This is a genomic window from Ruegeria sp. AB8, assembly GCF_056542605.1.
Window position 1 is genome coordinate 43814 of record NZ_JBQGAB010000006.1, and the last position, 16187, is coordinate 60000.

A 16187-nucleotide genomic window follows, 5' to 3' on the forward strand; every position below is an offset into this window, starting at 1 on the left:
GTAGGGGAGAGTGAGGGGCCAGAGGTCAGGCCCGGGGCTGCGGGGAAGTTTCCTGTTTGCCGTGGGCATAGTTGGACGGACCAGTCCGGCGGAAGTCTTCCCGAAAATGAGTGGGCTCGGGGCCGCGTTTGCCAGCGACCGCGTCGGCCAGATATGCGCCAACGATGGTATTCGCCTGACGTGCGGCATCCAGCAGACGCACCTGTGCGTGAGCTTCGTCAGTAATCAGTTCAGCCTCGGACAGATCGCGTGACCAGCGATCGTCTTCGGTCAGATAAATGACGTCTCCTTCCAGCAGGTCGTTGGCTGTAACCACTTTGGGTGTAAAAGCGCGGGCCATCAGGCAAGCTCCTTGTTGAATTCGGTCAGGGCCTCGGCTGCACGGCGCGGTGCGAGGCCATAAAGGGTCAGTGCGGGGCCGTCCATTGCGGCGGCATGCAGATCGGTGGGCAATTGGTCCAGCGTCGTGGACAGCACCCTTTGGCCTGGGCGCGACGCGTTTTCGACGATGGTGACAGGGGTTGCGCGGTCAGCACCGTGCATGATCAGACGGCCCTGAATGAAACGGGCGGATTTCTTGCCCATATAGATTGCAGCCACGGAACCGGGACGCGCCAGTGCATTCCAGTCGTGGTCGGCAAAACCCTTCATGTCGTGACCCGTCAGGTACCGCACCGAGGAATTGCGACCGCGGCGCGTCAGGCTTTGACCGATGCCAGCAACAGCGGCAGAGGCGGCAGTGATGCCGGGAATGATCTGCCAGGAAACACCTGCAGCCTCGACCGCTTCGATTTCTTCGTCCAGACGCCCGAATACAGTGGGGTCCCCCGACTTCAGACGGACCACACGCTGACCCTTCAGTGCGTAGTCCACCAATAATGCGTCGATGTCTTCCTGTTTCCATGAGGGTCCGAAGCCGGCCTTGCCAACATCGACCAGTTCAGCGGTCTTGCCGGCCAGCGCCAGAATTTCGGGGCTGATCAGGCGGTCATGCAGAACGATATCCGCACGCTCAAACGCGTTCAGCGCCTTAAGCGTCAGCAATTCCGGATCACCCGGACCTGCGCCGACGAAATCGACGTGCCCTGTATCCGTATATGTGTGCGATTGCCGCATCTGAGGATCTCGACCTGTGTTTGACTTGACCCTCAATATAGGAAATATTCCCGGATTAATGCCATATGGGCGAGTAAATAAGAACATACGTTCCAATCAGGCTGAGCTTTGGGACGCTGGTTCCGGAAATGGAAGGAAATTGGAATGTCGGTGCGGATTGATGATACGGATCGGAAAATTCTGGTCGAGCTGCAACGCGACGCCAGTCAGTCACTGGATGAAATCGCTGCAAGGGTCGGCAGTTCCAAGACACCTGTCTGGAACCGAATCCGAAAACTCAAAAGTGCAGGGGTCATTGGTCAACAGACAGTGTTGCTGGATGCCGAGGCACTGGGGTTCGAGGCGACGTTCTTTGTTCTGATCCGGACTTCAGAACATGAGGCGGAGTGGCAGCGTAAGTTCCTAAAGGCGCTGAGGGACCGACCAGAAGTGCAGGAGGCGCACCGCCTTGCTGGTGACATCGACTACATCCTCAAGGTGCGCGTCAGAAATGCCCGCGCCTACGACGATTTTTATCAGACCCTGATCTCGGAAGTCAGGGTGCACAACGTCACGGCCCTTTTGTCGATGGAAGAGATCAAATCAACGACGATGCTACCGCTGAGTGCGTTGGTTGTTGGTTAACGAAGTGGGGGGCGCTTCCCCCGCCGCGCTTAAGCGCGCCTCCCCTGGGATATTTGGGGCCAGATGAATAAAGGATCCGATTTCATCTGGCTATAAATATCCCCGCCGGAGGCATAGCGCATTATGCGCTATTCAGTCGGCATCTGCTGAAACTCAGACGTGAACAGGCAGCCGGGTAAGCCCATGAAAGTGATAGCTGTTCGAATATTCCGGCTGTACCGACAGCCGTAGTTCTGGCGCCCGCTGGAACAACACCTGCAGTGCGATGCGCATCTCGAGACGGGCCAGTGGGGCGCCGACGCAAAAGTGCAGGCCGCCGCCGAAACTGGTGTTTGTGACAATGGGCCGGGTTGGATCGAAGGTGTTCGGTGCATTCCAGACCGCGGGGTCGCGGTTTGCGGCACCCAGCAACAGCGCAACCTCATCGCCACGGCTGAAGCGGTGATCAAAGATCTCCACATCCTCATAGGCATAGCGCGTGAACATGTGCAGTGGCGGATCATATCGCAGAATTTCTTCAACGGCGGCATCGATTTCGTCGGGTGCAAGCGGACGGGATCCGGTTTGCAACAGAGTTTTCACCCCGTTCCCCAGGGAGTGAACCGTGGCCTCGTGCCCGGCGTTCAGCAACAGGATGCAAGTGGCAACCATTTCGTCGCGGGACAGTTTTTCTCCGTCCTCTTCGGCCGCTATCAGGCGCGTGATCAGATCGTCACGGGGTTCGCTGCGGCGCTGTTCGATATAGCGGGTCAGAAAATCGGTAAACTCCCGTGCGGCCCGGGCCGCGTTGTCCCCGGTCTGGTGGTTCCGGCTGGCCTGATACATCGCGACCATGTCATGCGACCATCGCAGCAACTGTGGTGACATGTCCTCGGGGACGCCCAGAAGACGGCAGATCGTAATGACCGGTACCTGAGTGCAATAGGCGTCCAGAAGGTCGAACTCTGTCGCGGGGAACCGGTCTATCAGGGTGTGGCAAAGCTGCTCGATCGAAGGCGCCAGGGACGCGATTGAACGTGTGGTGAAGGCGCGCATGACGAGGGCGCGCAGCCGCGTGTGCCGTGGAGGTTCAGCTTCCAGCAAGGAATGCGCTTCGACATTCAACCACGGCGCCAGATGGGCGGGGCCGGGTTCTCGCAATTCTGCCGGAACCTCTCGGCCAAACCTCCGATCCTTCAGCAGGGCTTGCACAGCGCGATAAGAAACAGCGGCCACTTTGTTGTAGTCGCCCCAATACACAAGGTCGCCGTATTGGCGCGCCTCGTCATAGAATGGGTAGGGGTTCTGCACGAAACCGAGTTCGACCGGCGATTGAAATAGCGTCTTCATGCGGCGCAGACTTGCCATGAGGCGCGTCGAATGCAAGACCCTATGTCATGTATCGAGTCTGGGTGATCCTTGGATTTCTGTTTGTCGTCGGACTGTTGTCTGCCGGGGTCTGGTCCTACGCCTATCGTCAAGCCCTGTCGCAACTGAGCGAAAAGGCCGAGGCAGATCTTGAACTTGCAGCAGACCGGCTGAGCACGCAGATGCAGGTGTATCAGGAGCTGGCGGTCCTGATGGCCGATCATCCAGCCCTGCACGAGTTAGAAACCCCGGCAGACAGGCAGGCGGCCCGGTCCCTGCTGCTGGATGTGTCCGACAAGACAGCTGCAGTGAACATGATGTATTTGGATTCCAACGGGCAGGTTCTGGTCGCGGCCCAGCCGATAAGGCAGCCCGACATGGCCGGATATCCTGCTTTTGAGCGCGCCATGCAGGGGGCCATGGGAAGTGCCCATGGGGCCCTGCCGGAAAGCGGTGATCGGATTTATTCTTATGCGGCTCCGACCTTTGGACCCTCGGGTCAGGTTGAGGGTGCTTTGATGGTTGTCGCGGACGTGCAGGATGTTGAGCAAACCTGGCGCGGCAGCACCGAAGCGGTATTCTTCGTGGATGCGGAAGGCGTTGTCTTCATCTCGAACAGGTCCGATCTTCTGTTCTGGCGGCGCGCAGAGGGACAACAAGGGCTTTCACCGCCGGATGGCGGCACGGTCGATTTCAGCTCGACCCGGGTCGCCGGGCATGAATTGTGGACGCTGAACTGGGGGCGTTATTTGCCCCGTCACGCGCTGCACCTGACGCTTGACCTGCCGGTTATCGATATGACGGCCGAGGTGCTGGTGGACGTAGCACCGGCCCGGCGCTTGGCGGGATTACAGGCCGCCGCGGTTGCCGCAATCTGTCTGGCCTTTGGGGCGTTACTTTTTCTGGCAACTGAGCGCAGGCGCACTTTGGCCGAGGCAAACACCGTTCTGGAAAGCAAAGTCGCGCGGCGAACCCGTGATCTGACGGATGCAAACCTGGCCTTGCGGCGCGAAGTGTCCGAGAGGATGGAAGCGGAAGCCGCCCTGAAGCGCGCGCAATCTGATCTGGTGCAGGCCGGAAAGCTGAGCGCGTTAGGGCAGATGTCAGCGGGTATCAGCCACGAGTTGAACCAGCCGCTTATGGCCATTCAGCAGTTTGCGGATAATGGTGCCGCGTTCATGGAGCGCGGTCGGAGTGAAAAGGCCCGCGAAAACTTGGGGCGTATTTCTGAAATGGCGGCGCGTATGGCCCGTATCATCAAGAACCTGCGCGCCTTCGCCAGAAATGAAAGCGAACCGATGGGAAAGGTGGATCTTGTTCAAGTCATCAATACAGCCGTCGAACTGACCTCGGCACGGTTGCACGCTGAAGGGGTCACAGTGGATTGGCAGCCCGATGTTGAACCGGTCTTCGCCTGGGGTGGTGAGGTTCGGCTTGTTCAGGTTTTCGTCAACCTCATCAACAACGCCGCAGATGCCATGATCGAACAGGACGATCGATATATTCGCATATGGATCGACACCGACGCGCGAGTGTCCGTCACCGTGCGCGACAACGGTCCGGGAATCGAGGATCCCGAAAAGCTGTTTGAACCCTTCTATTCGACCAAGGCCGTTGGTTCGTCCGAGGGTATGGGGCTGGGCCTGTCGATTTCTTATGGGCTGGTTCAGAGTTTCGGCGGCGACATTCGGGGTTACAATTCACAGAGTGGCGCGTGTTTTACCGTCGAGCTGGATTATTACGAGGATGACAAGGCCGCATGATGCACAAGGTCCTACTGGTTGACGACGATGCGGCGGTTCGGGACGCCCTGGCGCAGACGCTGGAACTGGCCGATTACGCTCCGATTCCAGCAGGGTCATTTGTGGCCGCGAAAGACCATATCCAGGCCGAATTTCCCGGTGTCATCATCTCGGACATCCGCATGCCGGGGCGAGACGGGTTTCATCTGCTGAATTACGCGCATGAAATCGACCCCGATCTGCCGGTCATCCTTCTGACCGGAGAGGGCGACATTCCGATGGCGGTGCAGGCCATGGGGCAGGGTGCCTTCGATTTCCTTGAAAAACCCTGTGCCGCCGCCGACCTTCTGGCGGTTCTGAAGAGGGCCATGGAAGCCCGTGCGCAGGTTCTGGAACAGCGCGCATTAAAACACGAATTGGAACGCGGTGATCCCGCCGCCCGATTGTTGTTCGGACTGTCCCAGCAGGCCGAAGCACTGCGCGAACGTGTCCGCACCGTAGCACCGACCAACGCCGAGGTTCTGGTAACCGGGCCGGCTGGAAGTGGAATATCCAAGGTTGCCGAAGTGGTCCATATGATGTCGCCGCAGGCGCAGGGGCCCTTTGTCAAGCGGCCATCCTCGGGTCTGACCGCGGCGGCGCTGGTGCAGGTCTGTCATGACGCCGCTGGTGGCTCGCTGTTTCTGGATGAAGTGTCGGCAATGCCCGAGGCTACGCAATATGCCGCGCTTGAGATTGTCGAGCAGGGCGCCGGGGTCCGCATTCTGGCGGGCACCACAGCGGACCTGTCGGCATTGTCTTCGCAGGGCCGTTTTCATGCGGATCTGTTCTATCGCCTGGACGTCATGCGGGTGCGCATTCCGTCGCTGGCAGAGCGTCCCGAGGATATTCCGGTCATCTTTCGCCACTATGTCGCGCAGGCCGCTGAGCAGGCGGGGATTGCCGCGCCCGAGATAACCTCGGAACATCTGGCGTCCTTGATGGCCAGCGACTGGCCGGGCAATGCGCGCTCGCTGATGTCCGCTGCGATGCGATTTGTTCTGGGAATGCCCGAAGATGTCGCGCAGGCTGCTGATTTGGGGCTGAGCGAGCAGATGGCGCGTGTCGAACGTTCGCTGCTGATCACCGCCTTGGGCAGGCATAACGGGAAGGCCACGGAAGCGGCGCGTGCACTGAAGCTGCCGCGAAAGACGTTTTACGACAAACTTGCACGCTACGGCATCCGCCCGGAAGACTATCGGCGCTGACGCGGCCGTGCGGCTCAGTATTACCTAAAAATTCTGCGGTTATGCGCGCTTGGCGGAGTATCCCGCCCCAAGGGAGTTGCTACCGGTGCGAATCTCCTGGTGTTTGATTCGGAACTCGTGAGTCGCCGTAGTGCGGAAATCCGCACAGTGCGCCAAAGGCCTGTGCGGATTTCCGCACATGGCTTCTTGGGGATCTTGAAATCTCAGGTATTAAGTTCACCTAGGTATTTGATAGAAAACAATAAAATATCAAAAGAACAGCCATGAAACAAAAAGTTGTGAGAAGAGATCTGATTCGGTTCACTTCGCGTCATGGGGCGCTGCAAGAGTGCCCGATGAAGGGTTCTAGGAAGTCTGGGAGGACAATACAGATGAAAATCCTGACAACAACTGCAACCGCGCTTGCGCTGACCGTGACGGCTACTGCCGGGATGGCGGCGTGCGAAGATGGCGAAATTGTCGTTAAGTTTGCACACGTGACCAACACCGACAAGCATCCGAAAGGCATCGCTGCCTCGCTGCTGGAACAACGCGTCAATGACGAGATGCAGGGCGTCATGTGCATGGAGGTCTATCCGAACTCCACGCTCTACAATGACGACAAGGTTCTTGAGGCAATGCTGCAGGGCGACGTTCAGCTGGCCGCGCCGTCGTTATCGAAGTTCGAAAAGTTCACCAAACAGTTCCGCCTGTTCGACCTGCCGTTCATGTTCAAGAATATCGACGCCGTGGATGCCTTCCAGGCCTCGGCGGACGGTCAGGCGATGAAAGACAGTATGCAGCGCCGCGGCCTGCAGGGTCTGGCCTTCTGGCACAATGGCATGAAGCAGATGTCGGCGAACAAACCGCTGGTTGACCCGTCTGATGCGGATGGCCTGAAGTTCCGGGTTCAGTCTTCGGACGTTCTGGTTGCGCAGATGGAAGCCATCGGTGGCAGCCCGCAGAAGATGGCATTCTCGGAAGTTTACGGCGCGCTGCAGCAGGGCGTTGTGGACGGACAGGAGAACACCTGGTCGAACATCTACGGCAAGAAGTTCTTCGAGGTGCAGGACGGCATCACCGAGACCAACCACGGTATCATCGATTATCTGGTCGTGACGTCGGTCGACTGGCTGGACAGCCTCGAGCCGGAAGTGCGTGATCAGTTCCTGACCATTCTGAGCGAAGTGACCGAGACCCGGAACAAGGAAGCCTTTGCCGTGAACGAAGCGGCGAAAGCCTCGATCACGGACGCCGGTGGAATAATTCGCGAACTGAACCCTGAACAACGTCAGGCCTGGGTTGATGCGATGAAACCCGTTTGGGACAAGTTCGCTGACGATGTAGGTCAGGAAAAGATCGACGCCGCTCAGGCAATCAACGCCGGGTTCTGATCCCGGTCCAGGCCGCGCGTCAGGGGACTGGGGAGTTATCGACGCGCAGGCCGGGCGGGCCGAAAAGGCCCGCCCCAATCCTTCTCAACAATAAAAATGTGGGGACAGATAGATGTCTGGTGCGAAATCCGGCCATGGCGGGCTGGTCGACCATATCGAAGAAACCCTGATTGCATTGCTCCTGGGCCTGATGACGGCCGTTACATTTGCAAATGTGATCGCGCGTTTCTTCTTTAATTCGAACATATTGTGGGCGCTTGAACTGACAGTGTTCATGTTTGGCTGGCTAGTGTTGCTTGGCGCATCTTATGCGGTGAAGAAACACGCGCATCTGGGGGTCGATGCCATCCTGAACATGCTGGCTCCGGCGCCGCGCCGGATACTGGCGCTGATCGCCGTCGCGTGCTGTCTGGTGTTTTCGCTGCTGCTGCTGAAAGGGTCGTATGACTATTGGGCTGTGTTTGCCGACCTGCCACCCACATCCGGACGCTGGTTCCCGACAGGGTTCGATAGCGGAGCGCGCAGCCAGAGTTTCTACGAAGTTGACGATATCCCTATGGTCGCGCCGCTGCGCTTTCTTGAGGGTCTCATCAACTATGGCGAGGAATACGAGAAGCTTCCCAAGGTGGTGCCGTATCTGGTGTTGCCAGTGTCCATGCTGCTGCTGGTGATCCGCTTTTCGCAAGTCGCAGTGCAGATCTGGCGCGGTGAAACTGACCGGCTTGTCGCCAGCCACGAAGTCGAGGACGAGATCGAAGAAGTCCGGGCTCAGCAAGGAGAGCATGACTGATGGATGTAGTTCTTCTTTTCTCGATGGTCATTGGCCTGCTGCTGATCGGCGTTCCGATCGCGGTGGCACTTGGCCTCAGCTCGACCCTGTTCCTGCTGATCTATTCCGACAGCTCGCTCGCCTCGGTTGCCGGTACGCTGTTTGAGGCATTCGAGGGGCACTTCACTCTGCTCGCGATCCCGTTCTTTATCCTGGCGTCGTCCTTCATGACGACAGGGGGCGTGGCGCGCCGGATCATTCGCTTTTCGATTGCCTGTGTGGGCCATTTGCCCGGCGGGCTGGCGATTGCGGGCGTGTTTGCCTGTATGTTGTTTGCAGCCCTGTCGGGGTCATCCCCTGCAACGGTGGTCGCAATCGGTTCGATCGTTATCGCTGGAATGCGACAGGTTGGGTATTCCAAAGAATTCGCGGCCGGTGTGATCTGTAACGCAGGAACCCTGGGTATCCTGATCCCTCCTTCGATCGTCATGGTGGTTTATGCAGCGGCAGTCGAGGTTTCGGTCGGCCGCATGTTCCTGGCAGGCGTCATTCCGGGCCTGATGGCCGGTTTGATGCTGATGGTAGCAATCTATGTGATGGCGAAGGTCAAGAACCTGCCCAAGGGCGACTGGAAAGGCTGGGGCGAGATATTCGCATCAGCGCGTGAAGCTGGTTGGGGCCTGTTCCTGATCGTGATCATCCTGGGCGGCATTTACGGCGGTATCTTCACGCCGACCGAAGCTGCCGCAGTGGCCGCAGTATATGCGTTCCTGATCGCCTGCTTCGTCTACAAGGACATGGGGCCGCTTAGCAGCGAGGGTGACGCGCAGAATATCTCGCTGTTGAAGAAACCCTATGCACTGGTCACCGCGCTCTTTCACCCGGATACCAAGCACACGCTGTTCGAGGCTGGAAAGCTGACCGTCACACTATTGTTCGTGATTGCCAACGCACTGATCCTGAAACATGTGTTGACCGACGAACAGGTGCCGCAGCATATCGCCAGCGCGATGCTGTCGGCGGGCTTGGGGCCGATTACGTTTCTGATTGTGGTCAACGTGATCCTTCTGATCGGTGGTCAGTTCATGGAACCCTCAGGCCTGCTCGTCATCGTTGCGCCACTGGTGTTCCCGATTGCCATCGAACTGGGCATCGACCCGATCCACCTGGGCATCATCATGGTGGTGAACATGGAGATTGGAATGATCACGCCACCGGTCGGCCTTAACCTGTTCGTGACCTCGGGCGTTGCGGGAATGCCTATGATGGGCGTCGTGAAGGCCGCGCTGCCGTTCCTTGCGGTGCTGTTCGTCTTCCTCATCATGGTGACGTACATTCCGTGGTTGTCGACCTTCCTGCCCAACACCTTCATGGGGCCGGAAATCGTGACCAATTAAACAGCGTCTAAATGACAACGCAAAAAACCGGGCGGCGCGATCCGCCCGGTTTTGTCTTGAAGAACAGAATTGAGTGACTATCTGCCGCTCAGAGGACGACCTCCCCAAAATGGGAAATTCTCCGGGACGGCCCGGGCAAAACGAGGTCTCTCATATGCCCTGGATCATTCTGTTAACTGCCGGACTGCTTGAAATCGTCTGGGCCTTTGCCATGAAGCAATCGGACGGTTTTACCCGGTTTTGGCCCACCGCGATTATGGGCGTGTCGATGTTGGGATCGTTCGCCCTGCTTGCGCTGGCAATGCGGACGCTGCCATTGGGCACAGCTTATGTCGTCTGGACAGGGATTGGCGCCGTTGGCGCGTTTCTGGTCGGTATCTTGTTTCTGGGCGAAGCGGTAACCGCCACGCGCATCTGCGCGGCGGTTCTGATCGTGGCCGGGATGATCACGATGAAGCTTGCCTGATCAGGCGTTTTCCAGTGCCTCGATGATCCCCGAGAAATCGGCGGCTTTCAGGCTTGCGCCGCCAACCAGCGCACCATCGACATTGGAGACGGCGAAAATATCTGCTGCGTTGCTAGGCTTTACCGAACCGCCATAAAGCAACCGGACCGAGCGCCCGACACCTTCGCCAAAGCGGCGCTCCAGACGCGCGCGAATAAAGTCGTGAACCTCTCCGATCTCGTTCAGAGTGGGAACTTTTCCGGTTCCGATGGCCCAGATCGGCTCATACGCGACGATCAGGTTTTCACCGGTCGACTGATCCGGAATGGACCCCGACATCTGGCCGCCAATAATATCAAGCGTATTGGCGGCTTCGCGTTGTTCCAGACTTTCACCAACGCAGATAACGGTCTTAAGACCGGCGTCCATCGCGACGCGGGCTTTGGCACGAATGTCCTCATTCTGTTCGGAATGATCCTCGCGTCGTTCCGAATGCCCCAGAATGACGGTCGTTGCGCCAGCGTCGACCAGCATGTCGGCGCTGATATCGCCGGTGTGGGCGCCGTTCGGGGCCGCGTGGCAATCTTGGCCGCCGATAGTAATGCCGGTTCCCTGCGTCGCCTGCGCGGCGCGGTGAACCAGTGTGGCCGGAGGGCAGATCAGAATATCGACAGTTGGGGCAGGGTGGGTGCCGGCCAGCACCTCAAGCTCGCCCAGCGCTTCGCTGGTTCCGTTCATTTTCCAGTTTCCAGCCGCCAGCTTGCGCCGCATCCCTGCACCTATTCATTTTGACATCATTTCATTTTCGGATAGCACCCTACGCCCCACCTGACAATTCCGCGCAAGGGGTGCTGGACGGTCAAACGCCGGAAATTCCGTCTGCGCCAATACATACGGCACACCTGTTCAATAGGTGGCCGGAAACCCGGGAACCTTGGGGAGAATGTTGATGCGACGCACAGACGCCTTATCGCTGTTCAGTCAGCGCCTCGTCGAACTTGATCGACTCGCCGCAGCCGCATGCATCAACAACATTTGGATTGCGGAACTTGAAGCCGGACTCCAACAGAGTGACCTCGTAGTCGATCTCGGTCCCGAACAGAAACATTTGCGCCATGGGTGCAATCATGACCCGTGCACCGTCCTGTTCGACAACCTCGTCGTTAGGGTCCGCCTGATCCACATAGTCCATGGTATATTCCATGCCGGCGCATCCGCCTTTTTTCACGCCGATGCGCAGCCCGGCATGTCCGGCCGAGGCCATCAGACGAGCAATCTGCTCGGCCGCCTTGGGCGTCATGGTTACAGCCTGTTTGCCAGGAATGCCAAACATCAGGGGATCTCCGTCGTCGCGTTGACACTAATTTAGGGCTTTCGATCACCGGGCTCAAGTGAGCGCGGCCTATGATTGCGAAGATTTGCTTTGAAACGGCCGGTTTGCGGGCACCGGTCGCCTTGCACCAGCGCCGCTGGCCGGATTAGCCTGATCCGAAGGGGCAACAGATATCCGTCCTTTGGTGCAACAACAGTCACGAGGTTTGCAAATATGGCAGTGCGGTCAAAATATCTGAAATCAAATGCGCCGCTGGCGCTGTTGGGGCTGAGTTTTGCCGTTTTGGCTGGCACTGCCTGGGCTGCGTCGGACGGGCCCAGACACCCTGTCAATTGCGCAACCGCTGAAGGCGATCTGCGCGCGATTGCCTCAGAAAAGAAGCATGCCGAAGACAAGCAGTTGGAAAGTGTGGCGGCAATTACGCCCGCGGGCGCATTGCTTGGTCTGGTAACCGGCACCGAAGGCAAAAGACTGCAAATGCTGTCCGGAGATTACGTCAAGCAATTGGACGATAGGGCAGCAGAGATCAAATCGACCTGCGGCAATCAGTAAATTGCAGTTTACCCTGAACGTTCTGGACCGCCCTCGGGCAAAAGCGGTCCAATATTCGGGCCGGAGATTTCAAGGAGGGCAGGCGATCCAGCAGCCCGTGCGAACGACAAATGGAATGCACTATTTCGTCGACACACCGATTTGTTGCGCAGGTGTATGAAAGTTTTGCTACAGCCGTGTAACAGTTGGATGACTTTTTGACGACAACAGATTGATTCTTGAGAAATAATTCTCTGGTCACATAAATCCGAGTTCCAGTCGGGCCTCGTCAGACATCATTTCCATTCCCCACGGTGGTTCCCAGGTCAGTTCGACGTCAACTTCCTTGATGCCAGCAACCGGCTCAACAGCTTCAACGATCCAGCCCGGCATGTCTCCGGCGACGGGGCAGCCCGGTGCGGTCAGGGTCATGATGACTTTGACTGCATTGTCCTCGGCAATCTCGATTGTGTAGATTAGCCCGAGATCATAGATATTCACTGGAATTTCAGGATCATAAACCGTTCGGCATGCCTCGACCACGGCCTCGTACAGGGGGTGTTCGATGGTCGAAGGGGCAATCAGCGGCGTGCCTTCAAACTGTTCACTGGGATGCGTCATTCTTGCCTCGGGTTTGTTACCTGAGAAAATATATAGGGAAAGGCCGGACCAGCGTCCAGTGCGGCAATGGCGCCCGCCTTGGGCGCCATCCCCGTTCAGTCATTGATATCGTGGTTGAACGTTTTGACCTGACCATGGGGCAGCGCGAATATACGCCGAAGAACCAGCCAGGACACCAGCGACAAAACCGCGAAGATCAGCAACAGTATCGGCAGCGAGGGTGGAAGCCCCGGCAAAATCAGCAGGATACCCGTGATTGCGGCACCGATGGCAAAGCCAAGAAAGATGAAACCCGGCAGCACGATTTCAAGGATTCCCAAGGCCAATGCGGCGGCCATCCAGATCCACCAGGTCAGCCAGAAGGGATCTGCCATCACTTTGCTCCTTTCAGCATCTTGAACGCATCACCGAAAGCCTCAAGGGCGTTTGCCGGTACGACGATCGTCTGTTTTCCGGTCCCGTTGCCCAATGCGTTAAGCGATTCGACCTGTTTCAAAGCGACCTGATACTGAGCGGCCTCGATGCCGTTGTCCTGAATTGCCTTGGCAACGACACCGGTCGCATAAGCCTCTGCTTCGGCTTGAATACGCCGGGCCTTGGCGGTTTGTTCCGCCGCATAAAGTTCGGCATCGGCCTGCAGTTCAACAGCGCGCTTCATGCCTTCGGCTTCGGTAACCTGAGCCCGGCGTGCGCGTTCGGCGTTCAGCTGCTGCAACATGGCGTCACGGGTCGCTTGGTCCAAATTAACGTCCAGAATTTCGGCGCGGGTCACTTCGATACCCCAGTCATCGACGGCTGTTTCGACACTTTCCTGGATTTGGGAGATCAACTGGGCGCGGTTCGACTGTACTTCATCCAGATCCATTTTGCCGATCTCAGCGCGCACGATACCTGCCACTGTGGTCGCAATCGCACCGTCGACGTCACGGATTCGGTAGACTGTCTTTTCAGGCTCAAGAATGCGGTAGAACACCGATGTATCGATCTGGACCAGAACGTTATCCTTGGTGATCGCATCCTGCGTCGCGTTTGGAAGCTGACGTTCAAGAATGGATATCTTGTGGCGCGCAACATCCAGGAAAGGAACGATAAAATTGATTCCGGGCCCCAAAACCGAGTGCAGCCGACCGAAGCGTTCAATCACGAACTTTTCGGATTGCGGGACGATTTTGATGCCCTTCAGGATGACGATTACGATTAGGGCCGCCGCGAGCAGGTAAATGATGTTCGATGAAAGCAATCCGATAATCTGATCTTCGGTCATTTCTGTCCTCTTTATTGTGTACTATGGTATACACTTGGGGGTTGAGTCGCCCGATTTCAACTCTGGTATGGACAGATTGGACTCGGATGCAAACCAGTGAAGGCGTCGAAGTTCGAGGGAAGACAACAGATGTGTCCGCTTTGCATCCTGTCATGATTGCGGTATCGGGCGCATATGAAACTGATTATCGACACAGATCCGGGAATCGACGATGCGATGGCTATTGCCTACGCCGCCGCCGCGCCGGAAATTGACCTGATTGGTCTGACGACCATTTTCGGAAACACGCATGTGCATCAATCCAGCCGTAATGCGCGGTTTTTGCTGCACAAACTCGGCCTTGATGCTGCAGTCGCGGAAGGCGCAGCCTTTCCGCTTGAGACGGACGCACATGTGCCGTCCGAACATGTCCACGGGCCGGAAGGGTTCGGAGACCTGACGGAGATCCCGCAGATCGGTGAAAACCATCCCCTGCCAGCGGCAGAATTTCTGGTCGAAATGGCACGCGAACACAAAGGCGAACTGGTCGTTTGTGCGGTTGGTCCGTTGACCAACATCGCCGATGCGATGCGCTTGGACCCGGAGTTTTCCCAAAATCTGGGTCGGCTGGTGATCATGGGGGGCGCCGTGTATTGCCCCGGAAACATCACCGCCCACGCAGAAGCCAACATTTACCACGATGCCCGAGCAGCGGATTTCGTTTTTGCGGCCCCCCCGAATACGGTTCTGGTTGGATTGGACGTCACGCTGAAGACCCTTTACCGGGGCGCGGACTTCGATGCGCTAGCCGAAAGTTCCCCAAACATGGGCGTCTTTTTGCGCGACATTTCAAAGTTCTACCTCAAGTTTTATAAGGAAATCGGTGGGTTGGAAGGATGCGGGTTGCACGACTCGACCGCCGTAATTGCATGCTCTCACGAACCGATGTTCGACATGGTCGAGACAGGCCTGCGCGTGATCGTCGGTGGGGAGGAAAACGGTGCCACGCGTCCAGACCCGTCCCGTCCCGCAATTCGCGTTTGCAGGGATGTCGACGGCGAAGGCGTTGTGGCGTTGTTCACGGAGCGCGTTGTCACTTTGCCCTGACGGGTTGCAAAGGGCAGGCGGATCAGGCAAATCCTGCCCGGTTCAGCGACCCCGAGGCGACACAATGACAGACCGTTTTTCCTTTGACCTAGAGGCCACCGACGGCAAGGCCAGATCCGGTGTGATCCACACCCCAAGGGGTGAGGTTCGAACGCCTGCTTTCATGCCCGTCGGGACAGCCGCGACCGTCAAGGCGATGATGCCGGAAAGCGTTCGCGCCACAGGGGCCGATATACTGTTGGGCAATACATATCACCTGATGTTGCGCCCCACCGCTGAGCGGATCGATCGCCTGGGCGGATTGCATAAATTCATGAACTGGGAACGGCCGATCCTGACGGACTCGGGCGGATTTCAGGTGATGTCGCTGGCCGGGCTGCGCAAGCTGACGGAAAAAGGCGTGACTTTCAAATCCCATGTCGATGGGTCAAAACATGAATTGACGCCCGAGCGGTCAATGGAAATCCAGCGGCTCTTGGGATCGGACATCGTCATGTGTTTCGATGAGTGCCCAGCGTTGCCAGCCGATCGGGACCGTATCGCAGAATCCATGCGCCTGTCGATGCGATGGGCCGACCGGTCGCGCGAGGCGTTCGGGGATCGTCCGGGCCATGCACTGTTCGGGATCATGCAAGGCGGGCTGGAACGCGACCTGCGCGAGGAAAGCGCCGAGGCATTGAAGAAAATCGGCTTCGAAGGCTATGCCGTCGGCGGTCTGGCCGTGGGCGAGGGGCAGGAAGCCATGTTCGACTGCCTTGAATACGCGCCGGACTATCTTCCCTCGGACAAGCCCCGTTACCTGATGGGGGTTGGCAAGCCTGACGACATCGTGGGTGCCGTCGCACGCGGGATCGACATGATGGATTGTGTGCTGCCGTCGCGGTCTGGGCGAACAGGGCAGGTTTTCACCCGTCGCGGTGTGGTCAACATCAAGAATGCCCGTCACGCGGACGACCCGCGCCCGCTGGATGAGGCCTGCAGCTGCCCGGCCTGTTCAAACTACTCGCGCGCTTACCTTCACCATGTTTTCCGTTCGAACGAGATGATTTCGGGGATGCTGCTGACATGGCACAATCTGCACTATTTTCAAGAGATTATGCAGGGAATGCGAGACGCGATTTCCGAAGGTCGGTTTGCGGCGTGGCAAGGTGACTTTCACGCGCAGCGTGCGGAAGGGGATATTGAGCCTGTTTAGGCGGCAAATCCGGTTGGGTTTCAACAAAATTCGTGGATATGTCCGCGCGACGCCTTGCAGTCGGTAAATCATCCGGTCATTCTGATTGCCGACAAAC

General features: G+C 57.8%; 18 protein-coding genes. 10 read left to right on the top strand and 8 right to left on the bottom strand.

The features are described from left to right. Positions 1-25 precede the first annotated feature (25 nt). Positions 26-340: a DUF2849 domain-containing protein gene (locus ACR0CG_RS07735; RefSeq protein ID WP_170676885.1), complete on the bottom strand. Its 315-nt coding sequence runs from the start codon at positions 338-340 to the stop codon at positions 26-28. Next, entirely contained in the window at positions 340-1116 is a 777-nt protein-coding gene (cobA, locus tag ACR0CG_RS07740; RefSeq protein ID WP_170676887.1) for a uroporphyrinogen-III C-methyltransferase, read from the bottom strand. Before cobA ends, ACR0CG_RS07735 begins: the two co-directional genes overlap by 1 nt. A 144-nt stretch (positions 1117-1260) precedes the next feature. Between cobA and ACR0CG_RS07745 the strand changes: the two genes are divergently transcribed. After that, the gene (locus ACR0CG_RS07745) at positions 1261-1740 is read left to right on the top strand and encodes an Lrp/AsnC family transcriptional regulator (protein WP_480523882.1); all 480 of its coding nucleotides are present in this window, start codon (positions 1261-1263) and stop codon (positions 1738-1740) included. Between the two features lie 153 nt (positions 1741-1893). On the opposite strand, the gene ACR0CG_RS07750 is transcribed toward ACR0CG_RS07745, so the two are convergent. Next, on the bottom strand, positions 1894-3069 hold the full coding sequence (locus tag ACR0CG_RS07750; protein ID WP_480523884.1) for a cytochrome P450: 1176 nt from the start codon (positions 3067-3069) through the stop codon (positions 1894-1896). 47 nt (positions 3070-3116) lie between these two features. Between ACR0CG_RS07750 and ACR0CG_RS07755 the strand changes: the two genes are divergently transcribed. The 6 genes from ACR0CG_RS07755 (at position 3117) to ACR0CG_RS07780 (ending at position 10081) form a co-directional block, all read left to right on the top strand. Further along, entirely contained in the window at positions 3117-4850 is a 1734-nt protein-coding gene (locus tag ACR0CG_RS07755; RefSeq protein WP_480523886.1) for a sensor histidine kinase, read from the top strand. Then, positions 4847-6076 (top strand): sigma-54-dependent transcriptional regulator, encoded by a 1230-nt coding sequence (locus tag ACR0CG_RS07760; RefSeq protein WP_480523888.1) that lies wholly within the window; start codon positions 4847-4849, stop codon positions 6074-6076. The genes ACR0CG_RS07755 and ACR0CG_RS07760 overlap by 4 nt, the downstream gene beginning before the upstream one ends. A 371-nt stretch (positions 6077-6447) precedes the next feature. Then, complete coding sequence (locus ACR0CG_RS07765) at positions 6448-7449, top strand: DctP family TRAP transporter solute-binding subunit (protein WP_480523890.1); 1002 nt, start codon at positions 6448-6450, stop codon at positions 7447-7449. Positions 7450-7561: 112 nt separating this feature from the next. After that, a complete protein-coding gene (locus ACR0CG_RS07770; protein WP_480523892.1) occupies positions 7562-8239 on the top strand; it encodes a TRAP transporter small permease in 678 nt (225 codons plus the stop codon). Next, positions 8239-9615 (top strand): TRAP transporter large permease, encoded by a 1377-nt coding sequence (locus ACR0CG_RS07775; RefSeq protein ID WP_480523894.1) that lies wholly within the window; start codon positions 8239-8241, stop codon positions 9613-9615. The genes ACR0CG_RS07770 and ACR0CG_RS07775 overlap by 1 nt, the downstream gene beginning before the upstream one ends. 154 nt (positions 9616-9769) lie before the next feature. Beyond that, on the top strand, positions 9770-10081 hold the full coding sequence (locus ACR0CG_RS07780; RefSeq protein WP_480523895.1) for a DMT family transporter: 312 nt from the start codon (positions 9770-9772) through the stop codon (positions 10079-10081). Here the strand turns inward: ACR0CG_RS07780 and tpiA are convergent, their stop codons facing one another. Both tpiA and ACR0CG_RS07790 read right to left on the bottom strand, forming a co-directional pair. Further along, on the bottom strand, positions 10082-10831 hold the full coding sequence (gene tpiA, locus ACR0CG_RS07785; protein ID WP_480523897.1) for a triose-phosphate isomerase: 750 nt from the start codon (positions 10829-10831) through the stop codon (positions 10082-10084). A 196-nt stretch (positions 10832-11027) separates the two neighbouring features. After that, on the bottom strand, positions 11028-11393 hold the full coding sequence (locus ACR0CG_RS07790; protein ID WP_170616808.1) for a HesB/IscA family protein: 366 nt from the start codon (positions 11391-11393) through the stop codon (positions 11028-11030). Between the two features lie 213 nt (positions 11394-11606). Here ACR0CG_RS07790 and ACR0CG_RS07795 point away from each other — a divergent pair, with 213 nt between their 5' ends. Continuing rightward, complete coding sequence (locus ACR0CG_RS07795) at positions 11607-11945, top strand: hypothetical protein (protein ID WP_170806265.1); 339 nt, start codon at positions 11607-11609, stop codon at positions 11943-11945. A 237-nt stretch (positions 11946-12182) separates the two neighbouring features. On the opposite strand, the gene ACR0CG_RS07800 is transcribed toward ACR0CG_RS07795, so the two are convergent. From ACR0CG_RS07800 to ACR0CG_RS07810, 3 genes are all read right to left on the bottom strand, one after another. Then, positions 12183-12545 carry an SUF system Fe-S cluster assembly protein gene (locus tag ACR0CG_RS07800; RefSeq protein WP_170616812.1) on the bottom strand — a complete coding sequence of 121 codons (363 nt, stop codon included), beginning with the start codon at positions 12543-12545 and terminating at the stop codon, positions 12183-12185. Positions 12546-12640: 95 nt separating this feature from the next. Then, positions 12641-12919: an NfeD family protein gene (locus ACR0CG_RS07805; protein WP_480523900.1), complete on the bottom strand. Its 279-nt coding sequence runs from the start codon at positions 12917-12919 to the stop codon at positions 12641-12643. Further along, positions 12919-13809, bottom strand: a complete 891-nt coding sequence (locus tag ACR0CG_RS07810) for an SPFH domain-containing protein (RefSeq protein WP_170616816.1) — start codon at positions 13807-13809, stop codon at positions 12919-12921. The genes ACR0CG_RS07805 and ACR0CG_RS07810 overlap by 1 nt, the downstream gene beginning before the upstream one ends. Before the next feature lie 174 nt (positions 13810-13983). Between ACR0CG_RS07810 and ACR0CG_RS07815 the strand changes: the two genes are divergently transcribed. Next, positions 13984-14895 carry a nucleoside hydrolase gene (locus ACR0CG_RS07815; protein WP_480523902.1) on the top strand — a complete coding sequence of 304 codons (912 nt, stop codon included), beginning with the start codon at positions 13984-13986 and terminating at the stop codon, positions 14893-14895. 64 nt (positions 14896-14959) lie between these two features. Further along, positions 14960-16090 carry a tRNA guanosine(34) transglycosylase Tgt gene (tgt, locus tag ACR0CG_RS07820; protein WP_480523904.1) on the top strand — a complete coding sequence of 377 codons (1131 nt, stop codon included), beginning with the start codon at positions 14960-14962 and terminating at the stop codon, positions 16088-16090. Positions 16091-16187 lie beyond the last annotated feature (97 nt).

Excerpts from the sequence above, each read along its gene's own strand:
- tgt (WP_480523904.1), top strand. The coding sequence starts at position 14,960 with ATGACAGACCGTTTTTCCTTTGACCTAGAGGCCACCGACGGCAAGGCC.
- ACR0CG_RS07750 (WP_480523884.1), bottom strand. The coding sequence starts at position 3,069 with ATGAAGACGCTATTTCAATCGCCGGTCGAACTCGGTTTCGTGCAGAAC.
- ACR0CG_RS07760 (WP_480523888.1), top strand. The coding sequence starts at position 4,847 with ATGATGCACAAGGTCCTACTGGTTGACGACGATGCGGCGGTTCGGGAC.
- ACR0CG_RS07775 (WP_480523894.1), top strand. The coding sequence starts at position 8,239 with ATGGATGTAGTTCTTCTTTTCTCGATGGTCATTGGCCTGCTGCTGATC.
- ACR0CG_RS07765 (WP_480523890.1), top strand. The coding sequence starts at position 6,448 with ATGAAAATCCTGACAACAACTGCAACCGCGCTTGCGCTGACCGTGACG.
- ACR0CG_RS07810 (WP_170616816.1), bottom strand. The coding sequence starts at position 13,809 with ATGACCGAAGATCAGATTATCGGATTGCTTTCATCGAACATCATTTAC.
- ACR0CG_RS07795 (WP_170806265.1), top strand. The coding sequence starts at position 11,607 with ATGGCAGTGCGGTCAAAATATCTGAAATCAAATGCGCCGCTGGCGCTG.
- ACR0CG_RS07770 (WP_480523892.1), top strand. The coding sequence starts at position 7,562 with ATGTCTGGTGCGAAATCCGGCCATGGCGGGCTGGTCGACCATATCGAA.
- ACR0CG_RS07755 (WP_480523886.1), top strand. The coding sequence starts at position 3,117 with ATGTATCGAGTCTGGGTGATCCTTGGATTTCTGTTTGTCGTCGGACTG.
- ACR0CG_RS07780 (WP_480523895.1), top strand. The coding sequence starts at position 9,770 with ATGCCCTGGATCATTCTGTTAACTGCCGGACTGCTTGAAATCGTCTGG.
- cobA (WP_170676887.1), bottom strand. The coding sequence starts at position 1,116 with ATGCGGCAATCGCACACATATACGGATACAGGGCACGTCGATTTCGTC.
- ACR0CG_RS07735 (WP_170676885.1), bottom strand. The coding sequence starts at position 340 with ATGGCCCGCGCTTTTACACCCAAAGTGGTTACAGCCAACGACCTGCTG.
- ACR0CG_RS07790 (WP_170616808.1), bottom strand. The coding sequence starts at position 11,393 with ATGTTTGGCATTCCTGGCAAACAGGCTGTAACCATGACGCCCAAGGCG.
- ACR0CG_RS07815 (WP_480523902.1), top strand. The coding sequence starts at position 13,984 with ATGAAACTGATTATCGACACAGATCCGGGAATCGACGATGCGATGGCT.
- ACR0CG_RS07805 (WP_480523900.1), bottom strand. The coding sequence starts at position 12,919 with ATGGCAGATCCCTTCTGGCTGACCTGGTGGATCTGGATGGCCGCCGCA.
- ACR0CG_RS07745 (WP_480523882.1), top strand. The coding sequence starts at position 1,261 with ATGTCGGTGCGGATTGATGATACGGATCGGAAAATTCTGGTCGAGCTG.
- ACR0CG_RS07800 (WP_170616812.1), bottom strand. The coding sequence starts at position 12,545 with ATGACGCATCCCAGTGAACAGTTTGAAGGCACGCCGCTGATTGCCCCT.
- tpiA (WP_480523897.1), bottom strand. The coding sequence starts at position 10,831 with ATGCGGCGCAAGCTGGCGGCTGGAAACTGGAAAATGAACGGAACCAGC.